The following is a 16,702-nucleotide window of genomic DNA, read 5'->3' on the forward strand; positions in this document are numbered from 1 at the left end:
CCGCACACCCCCGAAGAGAGGACGCAGTCGCACATGACCCTCGTCGATTCCCACGTGCATATCTGGGACCCAGACCTGCTCGATTACGCCTGGCTCGGCGGGACCGGGCTCGACCACGCGATGCTCCCTCCCGATGTCGATCGCGCCGCCACCGTCTCCACCGAAATGATCTTCGTCCAGGCATCTGACGGCGATCCGCTCGCCGAAGCCCGATGGGTCGACCGGCTCGCCTGGCCGGAGCTGATCGCCATCGTCGCGGGCGCAGACCTCACCCGGAAGCCGGAAGAGGTCGAGGCGCACCTCGCAGCACTCGCCGAGATCCCTCGCGTCGTCGGCGTGCGTCACCTGCTGCAAGACACGGCCGAGACGGCGTTCTCCGCCGTGCGCGAGGGGCTGCGGATTCTGGCGGACCGAGGCGGGACCTTCGACGCCTGCATCCGTCATCCCCAGCTGTCGGCGCTCATCGACCTGCTCGACGCAGTACCGGATCTTACGGTCGTGCTCGACCACTTGGGCAAGCCTCCGGTCGACGAGGGTATCGACAGCCCCGCCGGACGACGGTGGTCCGAGCAGATCGGAATTCTCGCTGCGCGACCGCGGACATATGTGAAGTTGTCGGGACTCGCACCCGAATCGTCGGATGCCGCGGCCTTCGGTGCCAACGTCGACGCTTTCATCGACCGCGGCCTCGAGGCCTTCGGCTCGCAGCGGGCGATGATCGGCAGCGATTGGCCGGTCAGCTCTCATTTCGGCATGCCCACCACCTTTACGGAGTGGGCCGCGCGGGTCGAGCGGATCGTCGGTGCGTCCGACTGGCCGGCGGTGTCCAGTACGACGGCGCGCTCGGTCTACCTTCCGGGCGGAGCGTCGCGGCTGCACGCTCCCTGACCATCAGTCCATCGCCCCGGCCTGGCGTAGTCGGCCGTCATAGGAGTAGAAGGCTCGATGTCAGGGCTTGCGTTGCGTCGGCAGGCGGCGGCGCTGCCAGGAATCGATGATGTGCGCCCGCATTGCAGCTTGGGCAGCGGCGGGGTCGCCCGCGGCGATGGCCTCGTACACGCGACGGTGCTCCTCGAGGGTCTTTTTGTGTGCGTCCTCGGACTGGTTGCCGATGAATCTGCTGCTGCTGCGCGCACGCTGGAAGAGGATCTTCGTGATGTTGCTCGCCAGCTGGTTGCCGGACAGCGTCATGACCAGGAAGTGGAAGTCGACATCGGCCTGCGGAAAGCCTTCCGGGTCGTGGAGGCTGTCTTCCATCGCCTTCAGCGCGTCCTGCACGAGCGCGAGTTCCTCCTCGGATCGGCGACGCGCCGTCTCGGCCGACATCTCGCCCTCGAGAGATCCGCGGATGACGGCCACGTCGTCGAGAACGCCCAGTGCGTCGTCGTTCTCGAGCATGACCGACAGGACGACGGGGTCGAGGATGTTCCATGAGGTCGTCGGCTGCACCGTCGTTCCACGACCGGGCGCGACGGTGATGAGCCCCTTCTCCTCGACACGCTTGACGGACTCGCGTACGACCGTTCGGCTCACCCCGAAGTGCTGTGCGAGTTTCTCTTCGGGCGGGAGTGTCTGGCCTGGGGCGACCTCGCCGTTGACGATCGCCGTCACCAGATCGTGCACGACCGCCACCCCCAGCCGGGCAGGCGGAGTGCGTCGCGCCGAGTCGCCGAACACCGCCGACGCGTCGTTGGGCGTGCTGACCGCTGAACTCATGCCGTCAGCCTAGCCGCGTCGGATCCGCCGGAGGGGCCGCTGTCATGACGCGCCTTCACGACGGCCGCCGCCGGTGACGAGGCGAAGGCCGGCGCGCGCCGGGCGCACGTGCGGTCCCTCGGTGAGGAGCCAGCTGGCGGATCTCTGGTTGCGCTCGATGGCCGCTTCATCGACCGCGACACCGTGGCCGGGGGTATCGCCGAGCACGATTCCGCCATCGACGATCTCCTGATCGATCGTGAGCCCGAACGGCGCACCGAGGTCCTGGACCTCCGTCGAGAGATGATTGGGCACGGATGCCGCCGCGTGTGCGACCGCCTGGTTCGTTGTCAGCCCCACGGGGCTGATCGGCAGATCGCGCGAGTGCGCGACGGTCGCGACTCGCAGGAAGTGGGTCACGCCCCAGGTACAGCCGACCTGCACGACGTCGACGCCGTTGGCGTCGAGGAGCGGGCGGAACTGCTCGAGACCCGAGAGGTTCTCACCAGTCGCCACGGCGGCTTTGATCGAGTTCGACAGGCGTGCGTGGCCGGGGGCGTCCCAGCGTCGGAGGGGCTCTTCAATCCAGGTGAGATCGACCTCGTCTTCGATCGCCGACACGTAGCGGACGGCCTGCTTCAGATTCCACGACTCGTTCGCGTCGAGCATGAGCGCGGGGGTGCGGGTGTTGCGCTTGAGGGCGTCGTCCAGGATGCGCAGACGGCGCAGATCCGCCTCGATGTCGAGACCCCCCTTGAGCTTTCCGCTGGTGAATCCGCGGTCTGCCATGACCGCATAGAAATCAGCGAGCTTCTCGTCGTCGAGGGCGATATCCAGGCCCGACGCGTACCCCTCGATGAATCGATCGCGCGCTCCGAGCATCCGCCAGAGGGGCTCGCCGGCGATCTTGGCCTTGAGATCCCACAGTGCCATGTCCAACGTGCCGATCGCGCCAAAGGTCGCGCCGTTATGGCCAGCCTTGAAGACACGCGCGAGCATTCTGTCGTAGAGGGTCGTCACGGCGCGCGGGTCTTCACCCTCGAGAGCTGGAAAGAGCTGGTCAAGGTACTGATCGGTGCCCGTGCCGATACCCTCGATGCCCTCATCGGTCTCGAGAATCACCACGGGTACATCGGTGACGCCGTTCTTCAGGAAGCCGTTCACATCGCCGATCGGTCGTCCCCAATCACGAAAGGTGCGGACACATCGGTAGCCGGTGATCTTCATATCGTCCTCGATTTCGCGCGGCGGGGCTCGAAGAAACAGCATACATCACACGTTAGACATTGCCGACTAGGATGTGCTGAGCGGACGACGAGAGGGAGCAAGTGCGAATGGAACACCGTCAACGAGGTCGTGCGCCCGCACTGACCGAGATCGGCCTGGGAGCCGCGCAGCTCGGCAACCTCTACCGCGAGATCGACGACGACACGGCGAGGATGACCGTCGATGCGGCGTGGGATGCCGGCATCCGGTACTTCGACACCGCCCCGCACTACGGGCTCGGTCTGTCGGAGCGCCGGCTGGGCGAGGCGCTGGCGTCGCGTCCGCGGAGCGAGTTCGTGCTGTCGACGAAGGTGGGACGTCTTCTCGTCGAGGACTCCGCCGGAAGACGGGTACCGGACGACGATGGCTTCGCGGTGACCAGCTCGCTGCGTCGTCGATGGGACTTTTCGCGCGACGGCATCCTCACATCCGTCGAGGCGAGTCTGCGACGCCTGCGCACCGATCGCCTCGACATCGTCTACCTGCATGATCCCGACGACCATTGGGATGCCGCAGCGACGACCGGGGTGGACGCCCTGATCGAACTTCGCGATCAGGGCGTCGTGTCTGCGATCGGCGCTGGGATGAATCAGTCGGCGATGCTCGCGGAGTTCGTGCGCCGCTGCGACGTCGACATCATGATGGTGGCGGGTCGATACACGCTGCTCGATCAGTCCGCCGCCGCGGATCTGCTGCCGGCCGCAGCTGAGCGCGGTGTCGCGGTGGTTGCAGCGGCGATCTACAACTCCGGCCTGTTGAGCTCGGAGCGGCCCCGTGACGGAGTGCGTTTCGACTACCACGATGCGCCGGTCGACCTCATTGCCAGGGCGAACGCGATGGCAGACCTCTGCGAAGAGCACGGGACGACGCTCCCTGCTGCGGCGGTCGCGTTCCCGCTTCGCAGCCCACTTGTGACATCCGTCGTCGTTGGCATGCGCGGAACCGGCCAGGTCGGGTCGACGATAGATCGCTACCATGCTGCGCCTCCTCCCGAGCTCTGGGAGCAGCTCGCCGCGCACGGACTCATCCGGGCGGAAGACCGACCCGTTCGATCGTCGTAGCGCTGAAGGGCGGTCGGGAATCGGGTCCCGAGGAGCGCATTCGACGCCTGAGCCGGGGTCGTGGCGGCGAGCCTGCGTACAGGTCGCAGCGCCGTCCTCGGAGTCCTCGTGCCGGTGTGGAACGGGCGTTTGGATTCGCCGACGCCTTCCGTGCCACGGCCTCGCGACCGGCCCTCGCCTCGATCGGCGCGATGGGAGCGGCCCGCGAGGCGGGGCGCGCTGTGGGCACTGACCTCCCGCTCGTAGGGTACAACGCCCTCGTCGCGGTGCTCGACGAAGCATCCGCCCTCGGGACTACCCGCGCGCGTCAGGCGATCACGCAGAGGGCGTAGGCGGCGCCGGCAGCGCTTGCGCGGCCCCGGCTCCCCCAGGTCTGCCGGCTGCCGGGGCGCGTACCGAGGTGCGGACGGAGTACAGACTCGACGTCGCCGTCATGAAGAGGACGTTGCGTGCGCGACCGCCGAACTCGAGGTTGGACACCGGCTCGGGCACGGCGATGCGCAGCAGTTCGTGGCCGTCGCTGTCGAAGCAGCTCACGCCTTCGCGGGTGGCGGCCCAGATGCGTCCGGCAGCGTCGATGCGGATCCCGTCGAAGCCTGACGGCGACGCGACCAGCACACGCTCGGCGACCAGATGACCGCCGTCGTCAAGGGTGAGCGCTGAGATCGAGTCGCGCTCGCTGTCGACGACATAGAGCTCTCGTTCGTCGAGAGAGAAGGCGAGGCCGTTCGGTTGAGAGAATCCGCCCGAGACGAGCACCGGTTCGGTGGCACCTTCAGTCCATCTGTAGAGCCCTCGACTCTCTTGCTCGGCATCGGCCTGATGGCCCTCGTAGTCGCTGACGATCCCGTAGGTCGGGTCGGTGAACCAGACGTCTTCGCTCGCGCTCACCACCACATCGTTGGGACTGTTGAGCCTTCGCCCCTGGTAAGTGGATGCAAGCACGACGTCGCGGCCGTCGTGCTCCCGCCGGACGACGCTGCGCTCACCGTGCAGGCAGGTGACGACCCTTCCGACGCGGTCGTGGGTTCGCCCGTTCGCGAAATGTGAGGGGTGATCGAAGACCACCACGGCGCCGCTCATCTCGTCGAGCCTCAGCGTGAGGTCATTCGGAATGTCGCTGAACAGCAGGTATCGCCCCTGTGCCGAGTACGACGGCCCCTCGAGCCATCTGCCCGCCGAGTAATGGACGGCGAGGTTCGCGTCGGTCCGGATGCCGCGCATCCGATCATCGAGGACCGTGACACGGGTCGGAATCCGCATGCCGTCTTCTCCGCTCACGAGCGCGCCGTCGTCGCCGACCAACCGAAAGGGGTTTCTCCATTTCCCCGCAGCACGCGGTAGCCGAGGTACACGAACCCGTTCCCGAAGCGGCGCTCGCCGATGAGCTCCAGGTCGAGCCGCAGCCCGGCGTCGAGGAAGCGGACTCCGCCGCCGATGTGCGCGGGCGCGATCACCACGTGCACCTCGTCGAGGACGCCGGCGCGCGCGGCCACGGATGCGAGCTGGCCGCCGCCGATCGCGATCGGGCCGGCGGCGGCATCCGCCATCTGCCGCACCGCGACGGGATCGAAGTCGGCACGCAGTTCCGTGCGGCGCGTCGTCACCGCGGCGAGCGTCTTCGAGTAGACGATCTTGTCGGCGTCGCGCCACTGCAGGGCGAACTCGCGCTCGGCGGGCGACAGGTCATCGAGGGGCAGGTCGTCCCACACCTTCATGACGTCGTAGACCTTGCGTCCGTAGAGGTGCGTGCGCGCGGCGGCGAGCAGGTCGTTCACGAACGCGTGCACCTCGGCGTCGGGCGTCGCCCAGTCCCAGCGCCCGTCGGGTCCGGCGATGTAGCCGTCGAGCGATGCGGAGTTGAAGTACGTCACGGAGCCCACTCCCGCACGCTACTCGGCGCGCCTTCCGCGGGCCACCCCGCATCCGTTGCCAGTCGATCTTCAGCATTCCCCCCTTGCGCAGATGACGGATGCTGCAGCTATTGTTTTTCGATAGGTCCTTGCCGTTTATCGATAGGTTCGTGATGCGCCCCACAACGATCGTGGTCCTCAAAGCACTCATCGCGGTGCTGATCGCACTGCTGCTGCTGTGCCAGGTCGCGGTGCTGCCCGGCATGGCGCGCTCGCTGGCCGGGATGTACCCGTACCTGTCGTATCTGGAGGTGCCGGGAATCGTCATCGGCGTGATCTTCACGCTCTGCGCCCAGGTGGTGCTCGTCTGCGTCTGGCAGCTGCTGACCCTCGTGCGCGCCGACAGCATCTTCACGCCGCGCGCATTCGTCTGGGTCGATGTGAGCCTGGGCGCCGTCGTCTTCGCCACGGTGCTGGTCGTCACGACCCTGGCGTTCCTGATCACCGCCCCCGCAGGCTCGCCGTCGATCGTGCTGCTGTGCCTGCTCGGCATCGTGGTCGGCGCCGGGCTGTCGCTGCTGTTGGTGGTGCTGCGCGGACTGCTGCGCAAGGCGTCGCAGCTCGAGCACGACCTCTCGGAGGTGGTCTGATGCCGATCATCATCAACCTGGACGTGCAGCTGGCGAAGAAGAAGATGTCGGTCACCGACTTCGCCGCGGCGATCGACATCACCCCCGCGAACGTCTCGGTGCTCAAGAACGGCCGCGCGAAGGCCGTGCGCTTCACGACGCTCGACGCCATCTGCCGGGTGCTCGACTGCCAGCCAGGCGACATCCTGGAGTGGGTCCCCGACGACCATCCGGCCGCCGTCGCCGCGAGGGAGGACGACGCGTGAGCGGCACGACCGTGCGCGAACGGCGCACGCACGCCTGGAGCGACACCGCGATCGCCGAGCTGCTCGATGTCGTCCGCTGCCCGGTGTGCGCCGCGGGGATCGTCGCCGAGCAGCGGTGCCCCGCGTGCGGTGCGGACTTCGCCGGCGCCGTCGGCCGCGACCTCTGGCTCGCGTCACGGAACGCCGCGGACGCGTTGCGCACACGTCAGGCGCTGCTCGCGCAGGTGCCGCTGACACCGGTCACGGCGCCGGCGGCCCGTCCCGCCGCTGCGGGTGCGGACGCATCATCGGACCCCGCGGCGTCGGGCGCGGCGGCCGTTCACCCCGCCGGCGCCGGCGCCGGCGCGACCGTCAGCGCGACCGGCGGCGTCGGCGTCGGCGTCGGCGCTCCGAAGGCCTCCGCGACGGTGCAGTCCGTGCTCGCGGTCGCCGGTGCGGCGCTCGTCGCCGTCGCGGCGGTCGTGTTCACGTTCTTCAACCCCGATCTCACCGACCCGTGGCCGCGCGCAGTCATCGTCGGAGCGATCGCCGCCGCCTTCCTCGGCGGATCCGCCTTCCTCGCCCGCCGGCACCTGCGCTTCTCCGCCGAGGCGATCGGGGCCCTCGGGATCGTCTTCCTGGCGCTCACGATCACCGCGGCGCTGCCCCTGCTCCCCCGGGATGCGAACGGCTGGGTCTTCGCCGCGCTCGCCACGCTGGCGGCCGGCGGCGCTCTGGCGGTGCTCGGCCCGCGTGCCGGCATCCGTGCCTGGCTCTGGACCGGTCTGCTCTCGCTGGCGTTCGTCCCGCTCCTGCTCGCCCTGGGCGCCGGCTCGGCGCTCGCGACGACGGCCGGATGCCTCGCCTCGGCCGCTGCCGCCGCCGCGCTGGTCGCCCTCGCCTCGCGCACCGGCTCGGGCGCACGCCGCCCGCTCACCGCGGAGCGCGCGGCGCTGACGGTGGTGCAGTTCGGGTTCGCCGTCGCCGCGCTCTCCACGGTGTGGGGGACGGATGCCGCCACCGCCGTTCCGACCGCGTACCTCGCGAGCGCGACGCTCGTGTCGATCGCGGCGATCGCGGTCGCCTCTGCGCGGCACCCGGCGGGACGCTTGTGGAGCGGCGTCGCGGGCGCGGCGATGGTCGGCGCCGTGGCGGTGCTCCCGATCGCCATGACCGCGCTGGGCACGGGCACCTGGTTCGCCGCGTTCCCGGTGGCCGCCGGCCTCGGGCTCGTCTCGGTCGGCGCGGTCGCCCCGCTGCACCGCGTGGTCGCACGCGGTGCCCTGTTCACCGGCGCGGTCGGCGTGGTCGCCCTCATTGCCGCGATTCCGACGCTGACGGCGTTCCTGTCGGTCGCGGGCGCGCTCGCCGGTCCGTACGCCGACCGCATGTTCCTGCTGCCCGGCAGCGGCGCGGGCCTGACCGTCGGGATCGCCGCGCTCTCGCTGTCACTCGGCTCGTTCGCCGCGATCACCGCGCCCCGCGGCGTCGCGTCCGGCGCCGCGGCGGGCCCGGCATCCGTCGACCGCCACGGGGTCGGGGCGCATGGTGCGCAGTCGGTCCGCGATGCGCACGCCCAGGTGCCCGGAGCACCCCGAACGGAGGCGGGCGCGACCCCGACACACTCCGCATCACTCGCAGGCGGGTCCGGCAGCGAGGCGATGCCGCAGCCGCTCGGAACGCGATGGCTCGGATTCCTCGGCGCCTGGTACGCGGTGCTCGCCTTCCTCACGGTGCTGTCGCTGCCCGGCCTCGAGGTGTGGGCGCGGGTGGCGATCGGACTCGTCGCAGCCGTCGTCGCAGGTGCCGTCGTCACCACCGGGCTGCGCGATGCCTCGGCCGCCGTCCGGATGCCCCTCGTGGCGGGCGCGCACGCGGCCGTGCTGTTCGCCGCGGTGCTGTCGTGGCGCGACGACGACCTCACGGTGTGGGCCGGCACGGCGGTCGTCGCATCGATCGGCGTCCTCGCACTGACCGTGCCGCGTGCGGGCCGCTTCGTGCATGTCGGTGTCGCCTTCGGGTACGCGCTCGTGGTGCTCGCGACCGCGCTCGCCCGCGGTGGCGCCGATCCGCTCGTCGTCGTTTGCCTCACCACCTGCGCCGCCGGTGCGGTCGCCATCGCGACGACGTTCGCCCGCCGCATCCCGTCGCGCGAGTGGCATGCGGTGCTCGTGGTGACGGCCGTGCCCTTCGCGATCGGCGTGCTGCAGGTGGTGTTCGAGCGCAGCGGCTGGACGGCCCTCTCGACCGCTGTCATCTTCGGCCTCGCGCTGACGCTTGTCACCACCACGCGCGCGGGTCTCGGCCTCGTGGTGCGCACGCTGGCGGCTGCGACGCTCGTCCCCGCCATCGCCGTCGTGACGGTGTGCCTCGGTGCGCAGCTGCTCCCCATGAGCGGGTCCCCGGTGGTGCTCCCGGTGATCGCCGCAGTGGTGGCGGGCGTGCTGGCGTCGGCCGACCTGATCGGCGCCGCGCTGAGACGGCGGCTGCCGCCAGAGCAGGCGCACGCCGCCGGACTCGCGGTGGAGGCATCCGCTCTCCTCACCGCGGCCATCGCCGTCGCGCTCGCGCTGGTGCGCACGTCGGCGGGACTGCCCACCACCCTGCTGGTGCTCGTGATCCTCGGCACCGGGTTCGCCGTGACTGCGCTCACCGCACCGCGCCGCTATGCGTGGCCCCTCGCCGGCGCTGCGTTCACCGGCGCGCTCTGGAGCGCGTGGGGCATCGTCGGCGTCACCGGTCTCGAGCCGTACCTGCTGCCTCCTGCTCTCGGTGCCGCGGTCGTCGGCGCGCTGCTCACCGCCCGCGGTCGCCGTGCGGTCGGCCTGTACGCCGCCGGACTCGCGATCGCGGTGGTGCCCGTGGTGCTCGCACTCGCCCTCAACGGGACGGATGCCGCGATACCGGCGTTCGCCGCCGACGCCGTCGCTCCCGGCCGGGCCGCGGGACTCGTCGGCGCTGCGTGGGCACTGGTGGCGGCATCCGTCGTCGTCACCCGGGCCACCGCCCCACGGGTTCGGCGCCTGCGCGTCCTCCGCGCGCCGACGCTCGCCGTCGCCGTCGTCGCCGCCACGGCCGCGGCCGTCCAGGGGGTTCGCTGGGGCACCGGCCTCGATCCGACGCCGACGGATCCCGGGATCCTCGCGGCCCTCGCGTTCGGGCTGCTCGGTGCGGGCGCCGCGGCGAGTGCAGCACGAGGTCTCCATCGGCATGCCGCGGAGGGCACGGCTCTCGCCCGCACGCGATGGCTGGGGGCGCCCGCGGTGCTGATCCTCGCTGTCGCGACCTGGCCGGCGATCGAGCGCGACTGGTTCGTCATCTGGACGATGTGGGTCGTGCTGCTCGGCCTCCTCACCCTGATGGTCTTGGTCGCGGCGCGCGGGCTGCGATGGCCGACGGGGCTGCCACCGGTGCCGTTCCTCTTCGCCGTGTCGTTCGTGACGGCCGTGGTCGCGTGGAGCCCGCGCGACCTCCGGGTCGAGTGGTTCTCGCTGCCCCTCGGCCTCTTCCTCCTCGCGGCCGGTGCGCTGGCGCTCCGCCGGCCTGCCGCTGCGCCGGCACCCCGCCTGGAGGCGTGGCCGACGGGCTGGACCGGGTCGTGGCCGCTGCTCGCGCCCGGGCTCGTCACGATGCTGAGCGCCTCGGTCGCCGCCACGTACACCGACCCGCGCACGTGGCGGGCGATCCTCGTCATGGCGATCGCGCTCGTCGCGATCCTCGTCGGCGCCACGCAGCGCCTCGCCGCGCCTTTCCTCATCGGAATCGTCGTGCTCCCGATCGAGAACGTGCTCGCGTTCATGGTGCAGATCGGACGCGGCATCGACGCCATGCCGTGGTGGATCACACTGTCGGTGGTCGGCGCGGTGCTGCTCATCATCGCCGTCGGCTACGAGCGACGGGCGGGCGACGGCACCGGGCTCGCAGCGCGGCTGCGCGATCTCACCTGACCGGCGGCGCGCCGGACCTCCGGCCCAGGAGCCGCGCCGTGCGCACAGTCCGATCGAGCCGCGGGCTCAGCAGCTGCTCACTTGCCACGATTCGTGTCGCCGACCCACCGTTTGCGACAGCTGAGCGGCCTCGACGGCGGCTCAGGTGTCGAGGGTGACGTCGACCTGGATCTCGGTCGCCAGACGCTCGAGCTCGCTGGTGAGGTCGTCGAGGTCGACGGATGCCGGAACGCGGGCGACGACCGTCGCCTCGAAGAGCCGACCGCCGTACATGGCGGCATCCGCGATGTGGGTGGTCAGCTTGTCGATGCTCACGCCGTGGGCGCCCAGCACCGTCGAGATGTCGCGGACGATGCCCGGGCGATCGTTTCCGATCACCTGCATCGTCAGCGGCCGCGCCGTACCGAGCGGCGGCTCGACCGTGCCGGTGTGCACCGCGACCTTCAGCAGGCCGTCGAGCACGGTGAGCGCCGCGCGCAGCTCGTCGGCCCGCTCGGCCGGCACCGACACCTCGATGATTCCGGCGAAGGCGCCCGACAGTTCCGCGAGCTGGCTGTTCTCCCAGTTGCCGCCGTGGTTGCCGACGACGTCGGCGACCGCCGCCACGAGTCCGGATCGGTCGTCGCCGACCACGGTGAGCACGAGCGTCGTCATGCGGACACTGTACCCACGTGCCCCGCGTCGGCGGAGCGCCTCCGCGCTGCAGGCCGCGGGCAGGCCCGGGTCAGGATGCGGTCAGCGCGGCGAGAGCTCGTCGGTCACCGGGAAGGGCAGGCGGAACCGCTCCGGGTCGCCGCCGACCGCGGAGGCCGCACCGAACTCGTCGGCGATGACGGTGACGCCGCGGGCACTGGCCTCGGCGATGCGCACGGGGCGCTCGCTGCCGTCGGGAAGATGCAACGTCCACCGGTCGGCCAGATAGCCGATGCCGAGCTCGTCGAGCAGCTCCTCGGCGTCGAGCCACTCGAGCGGGTCAGCGCCATCGGGCGTGCGTTCGCGGCCGAGCAGGTCGAACACGCGGAAGCCGTCGCCGTCGGCGAGCATCCAGCCCAGGATCTCGCTGTCGGAGCGCCGGTACTCGATCCAGTCGGCAGGCAGCATGGCACCCGAGCGTAGCGAAGGCGGCGCCGGCCCGGCACGCGATTCATCCACAACCCGCGCGCAGATCGGGCAGCGAGCGGCGGCATCCGGGTAGCATCCGAGCAGAGATCGCACGTGGGGATGCGCGGTCCGGACTCCGGGAGTCGTATGGCCAGTTTCGGCACGGACCCCGCGCGGCCTTCCGCGCGGCGGCGTCGGCGCCGCGTGTTCGCGGGCATCGCGGGCGCCGTCGTCGTGCTCGCCGCGATCGGCGGCACGGTAGCGGCGATCGGGTTCGCAGGTGCGGCCGCCGGAGACCGACCGGCGGATGCCGCGCCGAGCGCCACCGCGTCGACGACACCCGACCCCACCCCCGTCCCGACGCCGCTCACCGCGGAGGAGCAGCTGCTGGCGAGCGCGGCCGACCCCGCGGCCTGCGCCGTGAGCTTCGCCGGCGAGGGCATCGCCGACGCACCGATGCTCCAGACCCAGGGCACGCTCTATGCCGGGCTGCCGATCCCCTCGCGCGAGGGGCTCGTGTTCGCCGGCTGGTACGCGACGCCGGCGGATGCCGCGGCCCTCGCGATTCCCGGACGCGTCAACGGCTCCGAACCCGTCGCCTGCACCGACCGGCGGGTGACGCTGCACGGTGCATGGGTGAGCCCCGAGCAGAACGTCGCCGAGGACGCCCGCATCCCGATCCTCATGTACCACCAGTTCACGGCGAAGCCCGAGGGCGAGAGCGGGTGGCTGCGGGGCAACTTCGCGTACATCGGCGACTTCGATGCGCACATGAACCACATCGCGACCACGGGCTTCTACCTGCCGACCTGGGACGAGCTGTCGGCCTTCATCGATGGGCGGCTGTTCCTGCCGAACCACTCGGTGATCGTCACTGACGACGACGCCGACCAGACCTGGTTCGACCTCGCCGTCCCGGTGGTCTCCACCTACAAGGTGCTCGCCACATCGTTCATGATCACGGCGTACCGGCAGGATCCCCCGCCGAACATGTACGTGCTGCGCCGCTCGCACACCCACGACATGCATCGCGCGGGTGCCAACGGCGACGGATTGATCGTGAACCTGTCGGTGCCCGAGATCGTCGCCGACATGGAGGCGTCGTACGGCGTGCTCGGCGTCAAGGAGATCATGGCCTACCCGTTCGGCCACTACAGCGACACCGCCAAGGAAGGGCTCCGGCAGGCGGGCTGGGAGATGGCGCGCACCATCGAGCCCGGCTACGTCACGATCGGCACCGACAAGCTCGCCTTGCCGACGGTGCGCATCAACTACGGCATGGGACTGGACGCGCTGATCAACCTGATCGGCTGAGGCGACCCGCGCAACGGTGCGCAATACAGGGTCGAATTAACTCTTGTCAAGTTTTTCGGGACGAGACTCTTCCGCACGAGGGGCTGTCGCAGTACATTTGCAGGGCGCGGGGGGTTCGAACCCGAATCGAGCGTCCCCAAACGACCCGACAACCCGGCCGGGTCTGCGCATTGGGGTTGTATGGCCTGTTCGGCGTGCCGTCGTGCGGGCTTCTGGGGAAGTACATGTCTGCTAGGGACGCGTCATCGTGCGCGCGGTGGACCGCGGTCTGAAGCCGACCGCGATCGAAGCGGCGCCGACGGGCGCCGGAGGAGTGACCCGAACGCTCCTCCGACGCCCAACTCCGACGCGCCCGCTTCTGGATGTCCTCCCCGACGCGATCGCCCCTCGCACGCAGCCGTCGCTGGAGCGCCGCCACCTGTGGGAGCGGCGCTACCGGCGGCGGCTGGTGGCGACCGACGCGCTCTGCGTCACCGCGGCCGCCGCCGCGGCCATCGTCTTCGAGACCGCGGCAGGGGTGCCGCTCGCACAGCTCGCGGGGCCCGCCCGCACCGCCCTCTTCGTCGTCTGCGCGTGGATGATGCTCCTGTCGCTCGCCCACACGCGGGAACCGTCGGTGCTCGGGGCCGGGGCGGCCGAGTACATGCGCATCGGGCACGCGACGGGCTTCGCGTTCGGCATCCTGTCGACCGTCTTCATCCTGGCGCAGCTGCCCGGCCTGCGCGCGCAGCTCATCATCGCGCTGCCCGGCGGGCTCGTCGCGCTTGTGCTGGGCCGCTGGCTCTGGCGCAGATGGCTGATCCACGAGCGCGAGCGCGGCGAGTGCGTCTCACGGGTCCTCGTCGCGGGCACGCGCGACGACGTCGAGTACGTCATCGAGAAGCTCGTGCACGACCCTCATCACGCCTACCTGGTGATCGGGGCGACGACGACCGACGGCGGGTTCGAGCCCATCGACATCGAGGATCATCTCTACCCCGTGATCGGGTCCATCGGTTTCACGGCGGCGTTCGGCCGGGAGGTCGGTGCCGACACGATCGTCGTCGCGAGCACACCGGACGACGACCGCGACTTCGTCCGGCGGCTGGGGTGGGAGCTGGAGGGCAGTGCGGCCGAGCTCGTGCTGTGCAACCGGCTCACCGACGTGGCAGGACCCCGATTGTCGCTGCGGCCCCTCGACGGGCTGCCCCTCGTCCAGGTCAAGATCCCCGAGTTCGAAGGCGGCGTACACGCCATCAAGCGGGGAATGGATGTGGTGCTGTCCCTCCTCGCGCTGGTCGTGATCGTGCTCATCGCGCCCTTCGTGGCCGTCGCGATCAAACTCGACTCCCCCGGCCCGGTGCTGTTCCATCAGCTGCGGGTGGGGCGCGACGGCCGTCAGTTCTCGATGCTCAAGTTCCGCACGATGGTCGTCGACGCCGAGGAGCGGCGCGCCGAGCTGCTCGCCCGGAACGACGGCGCAGGCCCGCTGTTCAAGGTGAAGCGTGATCCCCGAGTGACGCGCGTGGGTGCGCTCCTGCGGAGGTTCTCGATCGACGAGCTGCCGCAGTTCTTCAACGTGCTGCGCGGCGACATGAGCATTGTCGGCCCGCGCCCGCCGCTTCCCACAGAGGTGAGGTCGTACGACGGCACCGTGTATCGGCGGCTCTACATCAAGCCCGGCATCACGGGGCTCTGGCAGATCAGCGGCCGCAGCGACCTCTCGTGGGCCGACAGCGTGCGACTGGACCTGCGCTACGTCGAGAACTGGTCGATCGCCACCGACGTCATGATCATGTGGCGTACCGCGAAGGTCATGATCGCACCGAAGGGGGCCTACTGATACTCCCTCAGAGGACCAGGCCGGCGACAACGGCGTCGCCGGCCGCCATAGCTGGATCCGCGGTCGTCACCCGCCGCTGCCCGCCAGTGCGCACTGGCGCAGGCGTCGCCGGCGGACGCCCGTTCCCCAAGCGGGCGTGACCGCGGGTCCTTGGGCTCGATGCCCGGCCGCGGCGGCGACAACGGGCAGCGGTACATTCCGGTCACGGAATATTCCGGCGCGGGTCAGTTCGACACCACGCGCACTTCGGAGAACTCGACCGCCTCGTTGGACGCGTAGGCCTTGAACAGGCGGATCCAGGGACCTCTGCCGTCCGACATCGTCACCTTGGCCTCGATCGGTTCCTCGCCGTCGACGGTGGCGCGAAGCCGGTCGTCTGACATGTCGATCCGGATCCGCACGGGCTCGCCGGCAGTCGGCGCCTCGACCGCGCCCGTCGCCAGGTCGGGGCCGGTGACGCCGTGCTCGAAGCGAGCGAGGGAGATCATGCCGTCGACGTGTAGCGAGAACTGGTATCCGTCGGCGTCGCCCCGCCCACCCAGCCCTCCCGGCGCGTCGCCGGTCAACGCGAACACCGCGCCGGCGGCACCGCCGGGCGGGACGGCGTCCGGCCAGACGATCGTCATGTCCAGACGGCCCAGCTCCTTACCCGGGGCCGCGAGTGAGCCCATCAGGTAACTGGTCGCGTCCGCCCGCTCGATGCGCAGCGCTGCCCGCTCCGGGACGAACGCGGGTTGAGCGGACCAGCCGAGCGTGTCGATCGCCGTGGGAAGGTCGCCCGGCGCCCGGCGTCCGGTGGCGAAGGAGTCGCGGTCGGCAGGTCTGCCGTCGACGAGGTACCGCACGTTGGAGCACATCAGTCCGGTGACCCCCAGCCCCGCGAGCCGTTCCACATCGTCGTGGAACCGCACCTCCCAGCACATCAACGGGATGCCCGTGGCCACGACCTGCCTGATCACCTCGTCCGGCGTCGCGACCGGCATGCCCAGGATGTCGAAAGTCGTCGCGAACTCGTCCAGGCGATCGATCTGCTCCACATCGAAGTATCCCCACGCGATGTAGCCTCGCTCTTTCGCAGCGCGCACCTGTGAGGCCGGCGCCCACTGCTTCCAGACGAAGCGCTCGGTCGCGCGGGCCTGAGCATCGAGGAGGTCCAGGAGCACACCGGTGTTCGTCCCCTGCTTGTCCTCGATGAACACCAGCGTGTCCGGACCGAGCTCCCGCAGGACGTCCTCGAGCCTCGCGATCGGCTCCAGCGGGGTCTTGCCGCCCAGCCAGGTCCGGGCGTCCACGCGGAGCGCGCTCACCTCGTTCCAGGTCATGTCGGCGATCTTCCGGTCGACGCCCAGCACCCGCTCCGCGGACAGATCGTGGTGGCAGATCAGCACGCCGTCCGACGTGGAGCACACCGAAATCTCGACCGCCTCGGCGCCTGCCTGCAGCGAGTTCCGATAGGCGGCGAGCGTGTGCTCGGGCCAGTTGTCTCCGCTGCCGCGATGCCCGACGTAGAACCTGGGCCGCCTGATCAACTCGCGGACGTCGAACGGGATGGGTGCGCGCGAGGAAGACGGCGTGCCTGAGGGGGAGGGAGCAGCGGGGATCGTCGCGGACGGGTCCCTGCTCGCGCGGGGCGGAGCCGAGCAGCCCGCCAGGACCATGGTCGACAGCCCGCCGATCAGGAAGCCGCGACGCGATATCGGAGACGGGGCCATCACGTCACCTCCCGTTGTTCGCAGGCGCCCCGGCCGCCGGAGCGCCCCTCTCGGCGA

The 16,702-nt window shown here is 70.4% G+C and carries 14 protein-coding genes; 7 read left to right on the forward strand and 7 right to left on the reverse strand.

Features of this window, described 5'->3' with window-relative positions:
* Positions 1-33 precede the first annotated feature (33 nt).
* Positions 34-888, forward strand: a complete 855-nt coding sequence (locus Q9R08_RS01600) for an amidohydrolase family protein (protein WP_308866062.1) — start codon at positions 34-36, stop codon at positions 886-888.
* A 60-nt stretch (positions 889-948) separates the two neighbouring features.
* On the opposite strand, the gene Q9R08_RS01605 is transcribed toward Q9R08_RS01600, so the two are convergent.
* Both Q9R08_RS01605 and Q9R08_RS01610 read right to left on the reverse strand, forming a co-directional pair.
* On the reverse strand, positions 949-1,716 hold the full coding sequence (locus Q9R08_RS01605) for a FadR/GntR family transcriptional regulator (RefSeq protein ID WP_308866063.1): 768 nt from the start codon (positions 1,714-1,716) through the stop codon (positions 949-951).
* Between the two features lie 42 nt (positions 1,717-1,758).
* Positions 1,759-2,859, reverse strand: a complete 1,101-nt coding sequence (locus Q9R08_RS01610; protein WP_308866064.1) for a mandelate racemase/muconate lactonizing enzyme family protein — start codon at positions 2,857-2,859, stop codon at positions 1,759-1,761.
* Positions 2,860-3,029: 170 nt separating this feature from the next.
* On the opposite strand from Q9R08_RS01610, the gene Q9R08_RS01615 reads away from it, so the two are divergent.
* On the forward strand, positions 3,030-4,022 hold the full coding sequence (locus Q9R08_RS01615; protein ID WP_308866065.1) for an aldo/keto reductase: 993 nt from the start codon (positions 3,030-3,032) through the stop codon (positions 4,020-4,022).
* Positions 4,023-4,337: 315 nt separating this feature from the next.
* Here the strand turns inward: Q9R08_RS01615 and Q9R08_RS01620 are convergent, their stop codons facing one another.
* On the reverse strand, positions 4,338-5,285 hold the full coding sequence (locus Q9R08_RS01620; RefSeq protein ID WP_308866066.1) for an SMP-30/gluconolactonase/LRE family protein: 948 nt from the start codon (positions 5,283-5,285) through the stop codon (positions 4,338-4,340).
* Positions 5,286-5,299: 14 nt separating this feature from the next.
* Positions 5,300-5,905, reverse strand: a complete 606-nt coding sequence (locus Q9R08_RS01625; RefSeq protein WP_308866067.1) for a dihydrofolate reductase family protein — start codon at positions 5,903-5,905, stop codon at positions 5,300-5,302.
* Positions 5,906-6,048: 143 nt separating this feature from the next.
* Here Q9R08_RS01625 and Q9R08_RS01630 point away from each other — a divergent pair, with 143 nt between their 5' ends.
* Genes Q9R08_RS01630 through Q9R08_RS01640 form a run of 3 tightly spaced genes read left to right on the forward strand, consistent with a single transcriptional unit; the run spans position 6,049 to position 10,696 of the window.
* Positions 6,049-6,525: a DUF2975 domain-containing protein gene (locus tag Q9R08_RS01630; RefSeq protein ID WP_308866068.1), complete on the forward strand. Its 477-nt coding sequence runs from the start codon at positions 6,049-6,051 to the stop codon at positions 6,523-6,525.
* Positions 6,525-6,770, forward strand: coding sequence for a helix-turn-helix domain-containing protein (locus tag Q9R08_RS01635; RefSeq protein ID WP_308866069.1), 246 nt, complete (start codon positions 6,525-6,527; stop codon positions 6,768-6,770). Before Q9R08_RS01630 ends, Q9R08_RS01635 begins: the two co-directional genes overlap by 1 nt.
* Positions 6,767-10,696 carry an SCO7613 C-terminal domain-containing membrane protein gene (locus Q9R08_RS01640; RefSeq protein WP_308866070.1) on the forward strand — a complete coding sequence of 1,310 codons (3,930 nt, stop codon included), beginning with the start codon at positions 6,767-6,769 and terminating at the stop codon, positions 10,694-10,696. Before Q9R08_RS01635 ends, Q9R08_RS01640 begins: the two co-directional genes overlap by 4 nt.
* Positions 10,697-10,837: 141 nt before the next feature.
* Here the strand turns inward: Q9R08_RS01640 and Q9R08_RS01645 are convergent, their stop codons facing one another.
* Together Q9R08_RS01645 and Q9R08_RS01650 are read right to left on the reverse strand one after the other, a co-directional pair.
* Positions 10,838-11,350, reverse strand: coding sequence for a glycine cleavage system transcriptional repressor (locus tag Q9R08_RS01645; protein ID WP_308866071.1), 513 nt, complete (start codon positions 11,348-11,350; stop codon positions 10,838-10,840).
* 81 nt (positions 11,351-11,431) lie between these two features.
* Positions 11,432-11,797 (reverse strand): hypothetical protein, encoded by a 366-nt coding sequence (locus tag Q9R08_RS01650; RefSeq protein ID WP_308866072.1) that lies wholly within the window; start codon positions 11,795-11,797, stop codon positions 11,432-11,434.
* 204 nt (positions 11,798-12,001) lie between these two features.
* Between Q9R08_RS01650 and Q9R08_RS01655 the strand changes: the two genes are divergently transcribed.
* On the forward strand, positions 12,002-13,111 hold the full coding sequence (locus Q9R08_RS01655; protein WP_308866073.1) for a polysaccharide deacetylase family protein: 1,110 nt from the start codon (positions 12,002-12,004) through the stop codon (positions 13,109-13,111).
* Positions 13,112-13,367: 256 nt separating this feature from the next.
* Positions 13,368-14,933, forward strand: coding sequence for a sugar transferase (locus Q9R08_RS01660; protein ID WP_308866074.1), 1,566 nt, complete (start codon positions 13,368-13,370; stop codon positions 14,931-14,933).
* Between the two features lie 224 nt (positions 14,934-15,157).
* Here Q9R08_RS01660 and Q9R08_RS01665 read toward each other — a convergent pair whose 3' ends face one another.
* Positions 15,158-16,645, reverse strand: coding sequence for a glycerophosphodiester phosphodiesterase (locus Q9R08_RS01665; RefSeq protein WP_308866075.1), 1,488 nt, complete (start codon positions 16,643-16,645; stop codon positions 15,158-15,160).
* Between the last annotated feature and the right edge of the window lie 57 nt (positions 16,646-16,702).

Source organism: Microbacterium psychrotolerans, assembly GCF_031085295.1.
Classification (GTDB): domain Bacteria; phylum Actinomycetota; class Actinomycetes; order Actinomycetales; family Microbacteriaceae; genus Microbacterium; species Microbacterium psychrotolerans.

What these genes read in the sequence shown, in the direction of transcription:
- Q9R08_RS01600 (WP_308866062.1), top strand. Translation starts at nt 34, where the DNA reads ATGACCCTCGTCGATTCCCACGTGCATATCTGGGACCCAGACCTGCTC.
- Q9R08_RS01605 (WP_308866063.1), bottom strand. Translation starts at nt 1,716, where the DNA reads ATGAGTTCAGCGGTCAGCACGCCCAACGACGCGTCGGCGGTGTTCGGC.
- Q9R08_RS01615 (WP_308866065.1), top strand. Translation starts at nt 3,030, where the DNA reads ATGGAACACCGTCAACGAGGTCGTGCGCCCGCACTGACCGAGATCGGC.
- Q9R08_RS01620 (WP_308866066.1), bottom strand. Translation starts at nt 5,285, where the DNA reads ATGCGGATTCCGACCCGTGTCACGGTCCTCGATGATCGGATGCGCGGC.
- Q9R08_RS01630 (WP_308866068.1), top strand. Translation starts at nt 6,049, where the DNA reads ATGCGCCCCACAACGATCGTGGTCCTCAAAGCACTCATCGCGGTGCTG.
- Q9R08_RS01635 (WP_308866069.1), top strand. Translation starts at nt 6,525, where the DNA reads ATGCCGATCATCATCAACCTGGACGTGCAGCTGGCGAAGAAGAAGATG.
- Q9R08_RS01645 (WP_308866071.1), bottom strand. Translation starts at nt 11,350, where the DNA reads ATGACGACGCTCGTGCTCACCGTGGTCGGCGACGACCGATCCGGACTC.
- Q9R08_RS01650 (WP_308866072.1), bottom strand. Translation starts at nt 11,797, where the DNA reads ATGCTGCCTGCCGACTGGATCGAGTACCGGCGCTCCGACAGCGAGATC.
- Q9R08_RS01665 (WP_308866075.1), bottom strand. Translation starts at nt 16,645, where the DNA reads ATGGCCCCGTCTCCGATATCGCGTCGCGGCTTCCTGATCGGCGGGCTG.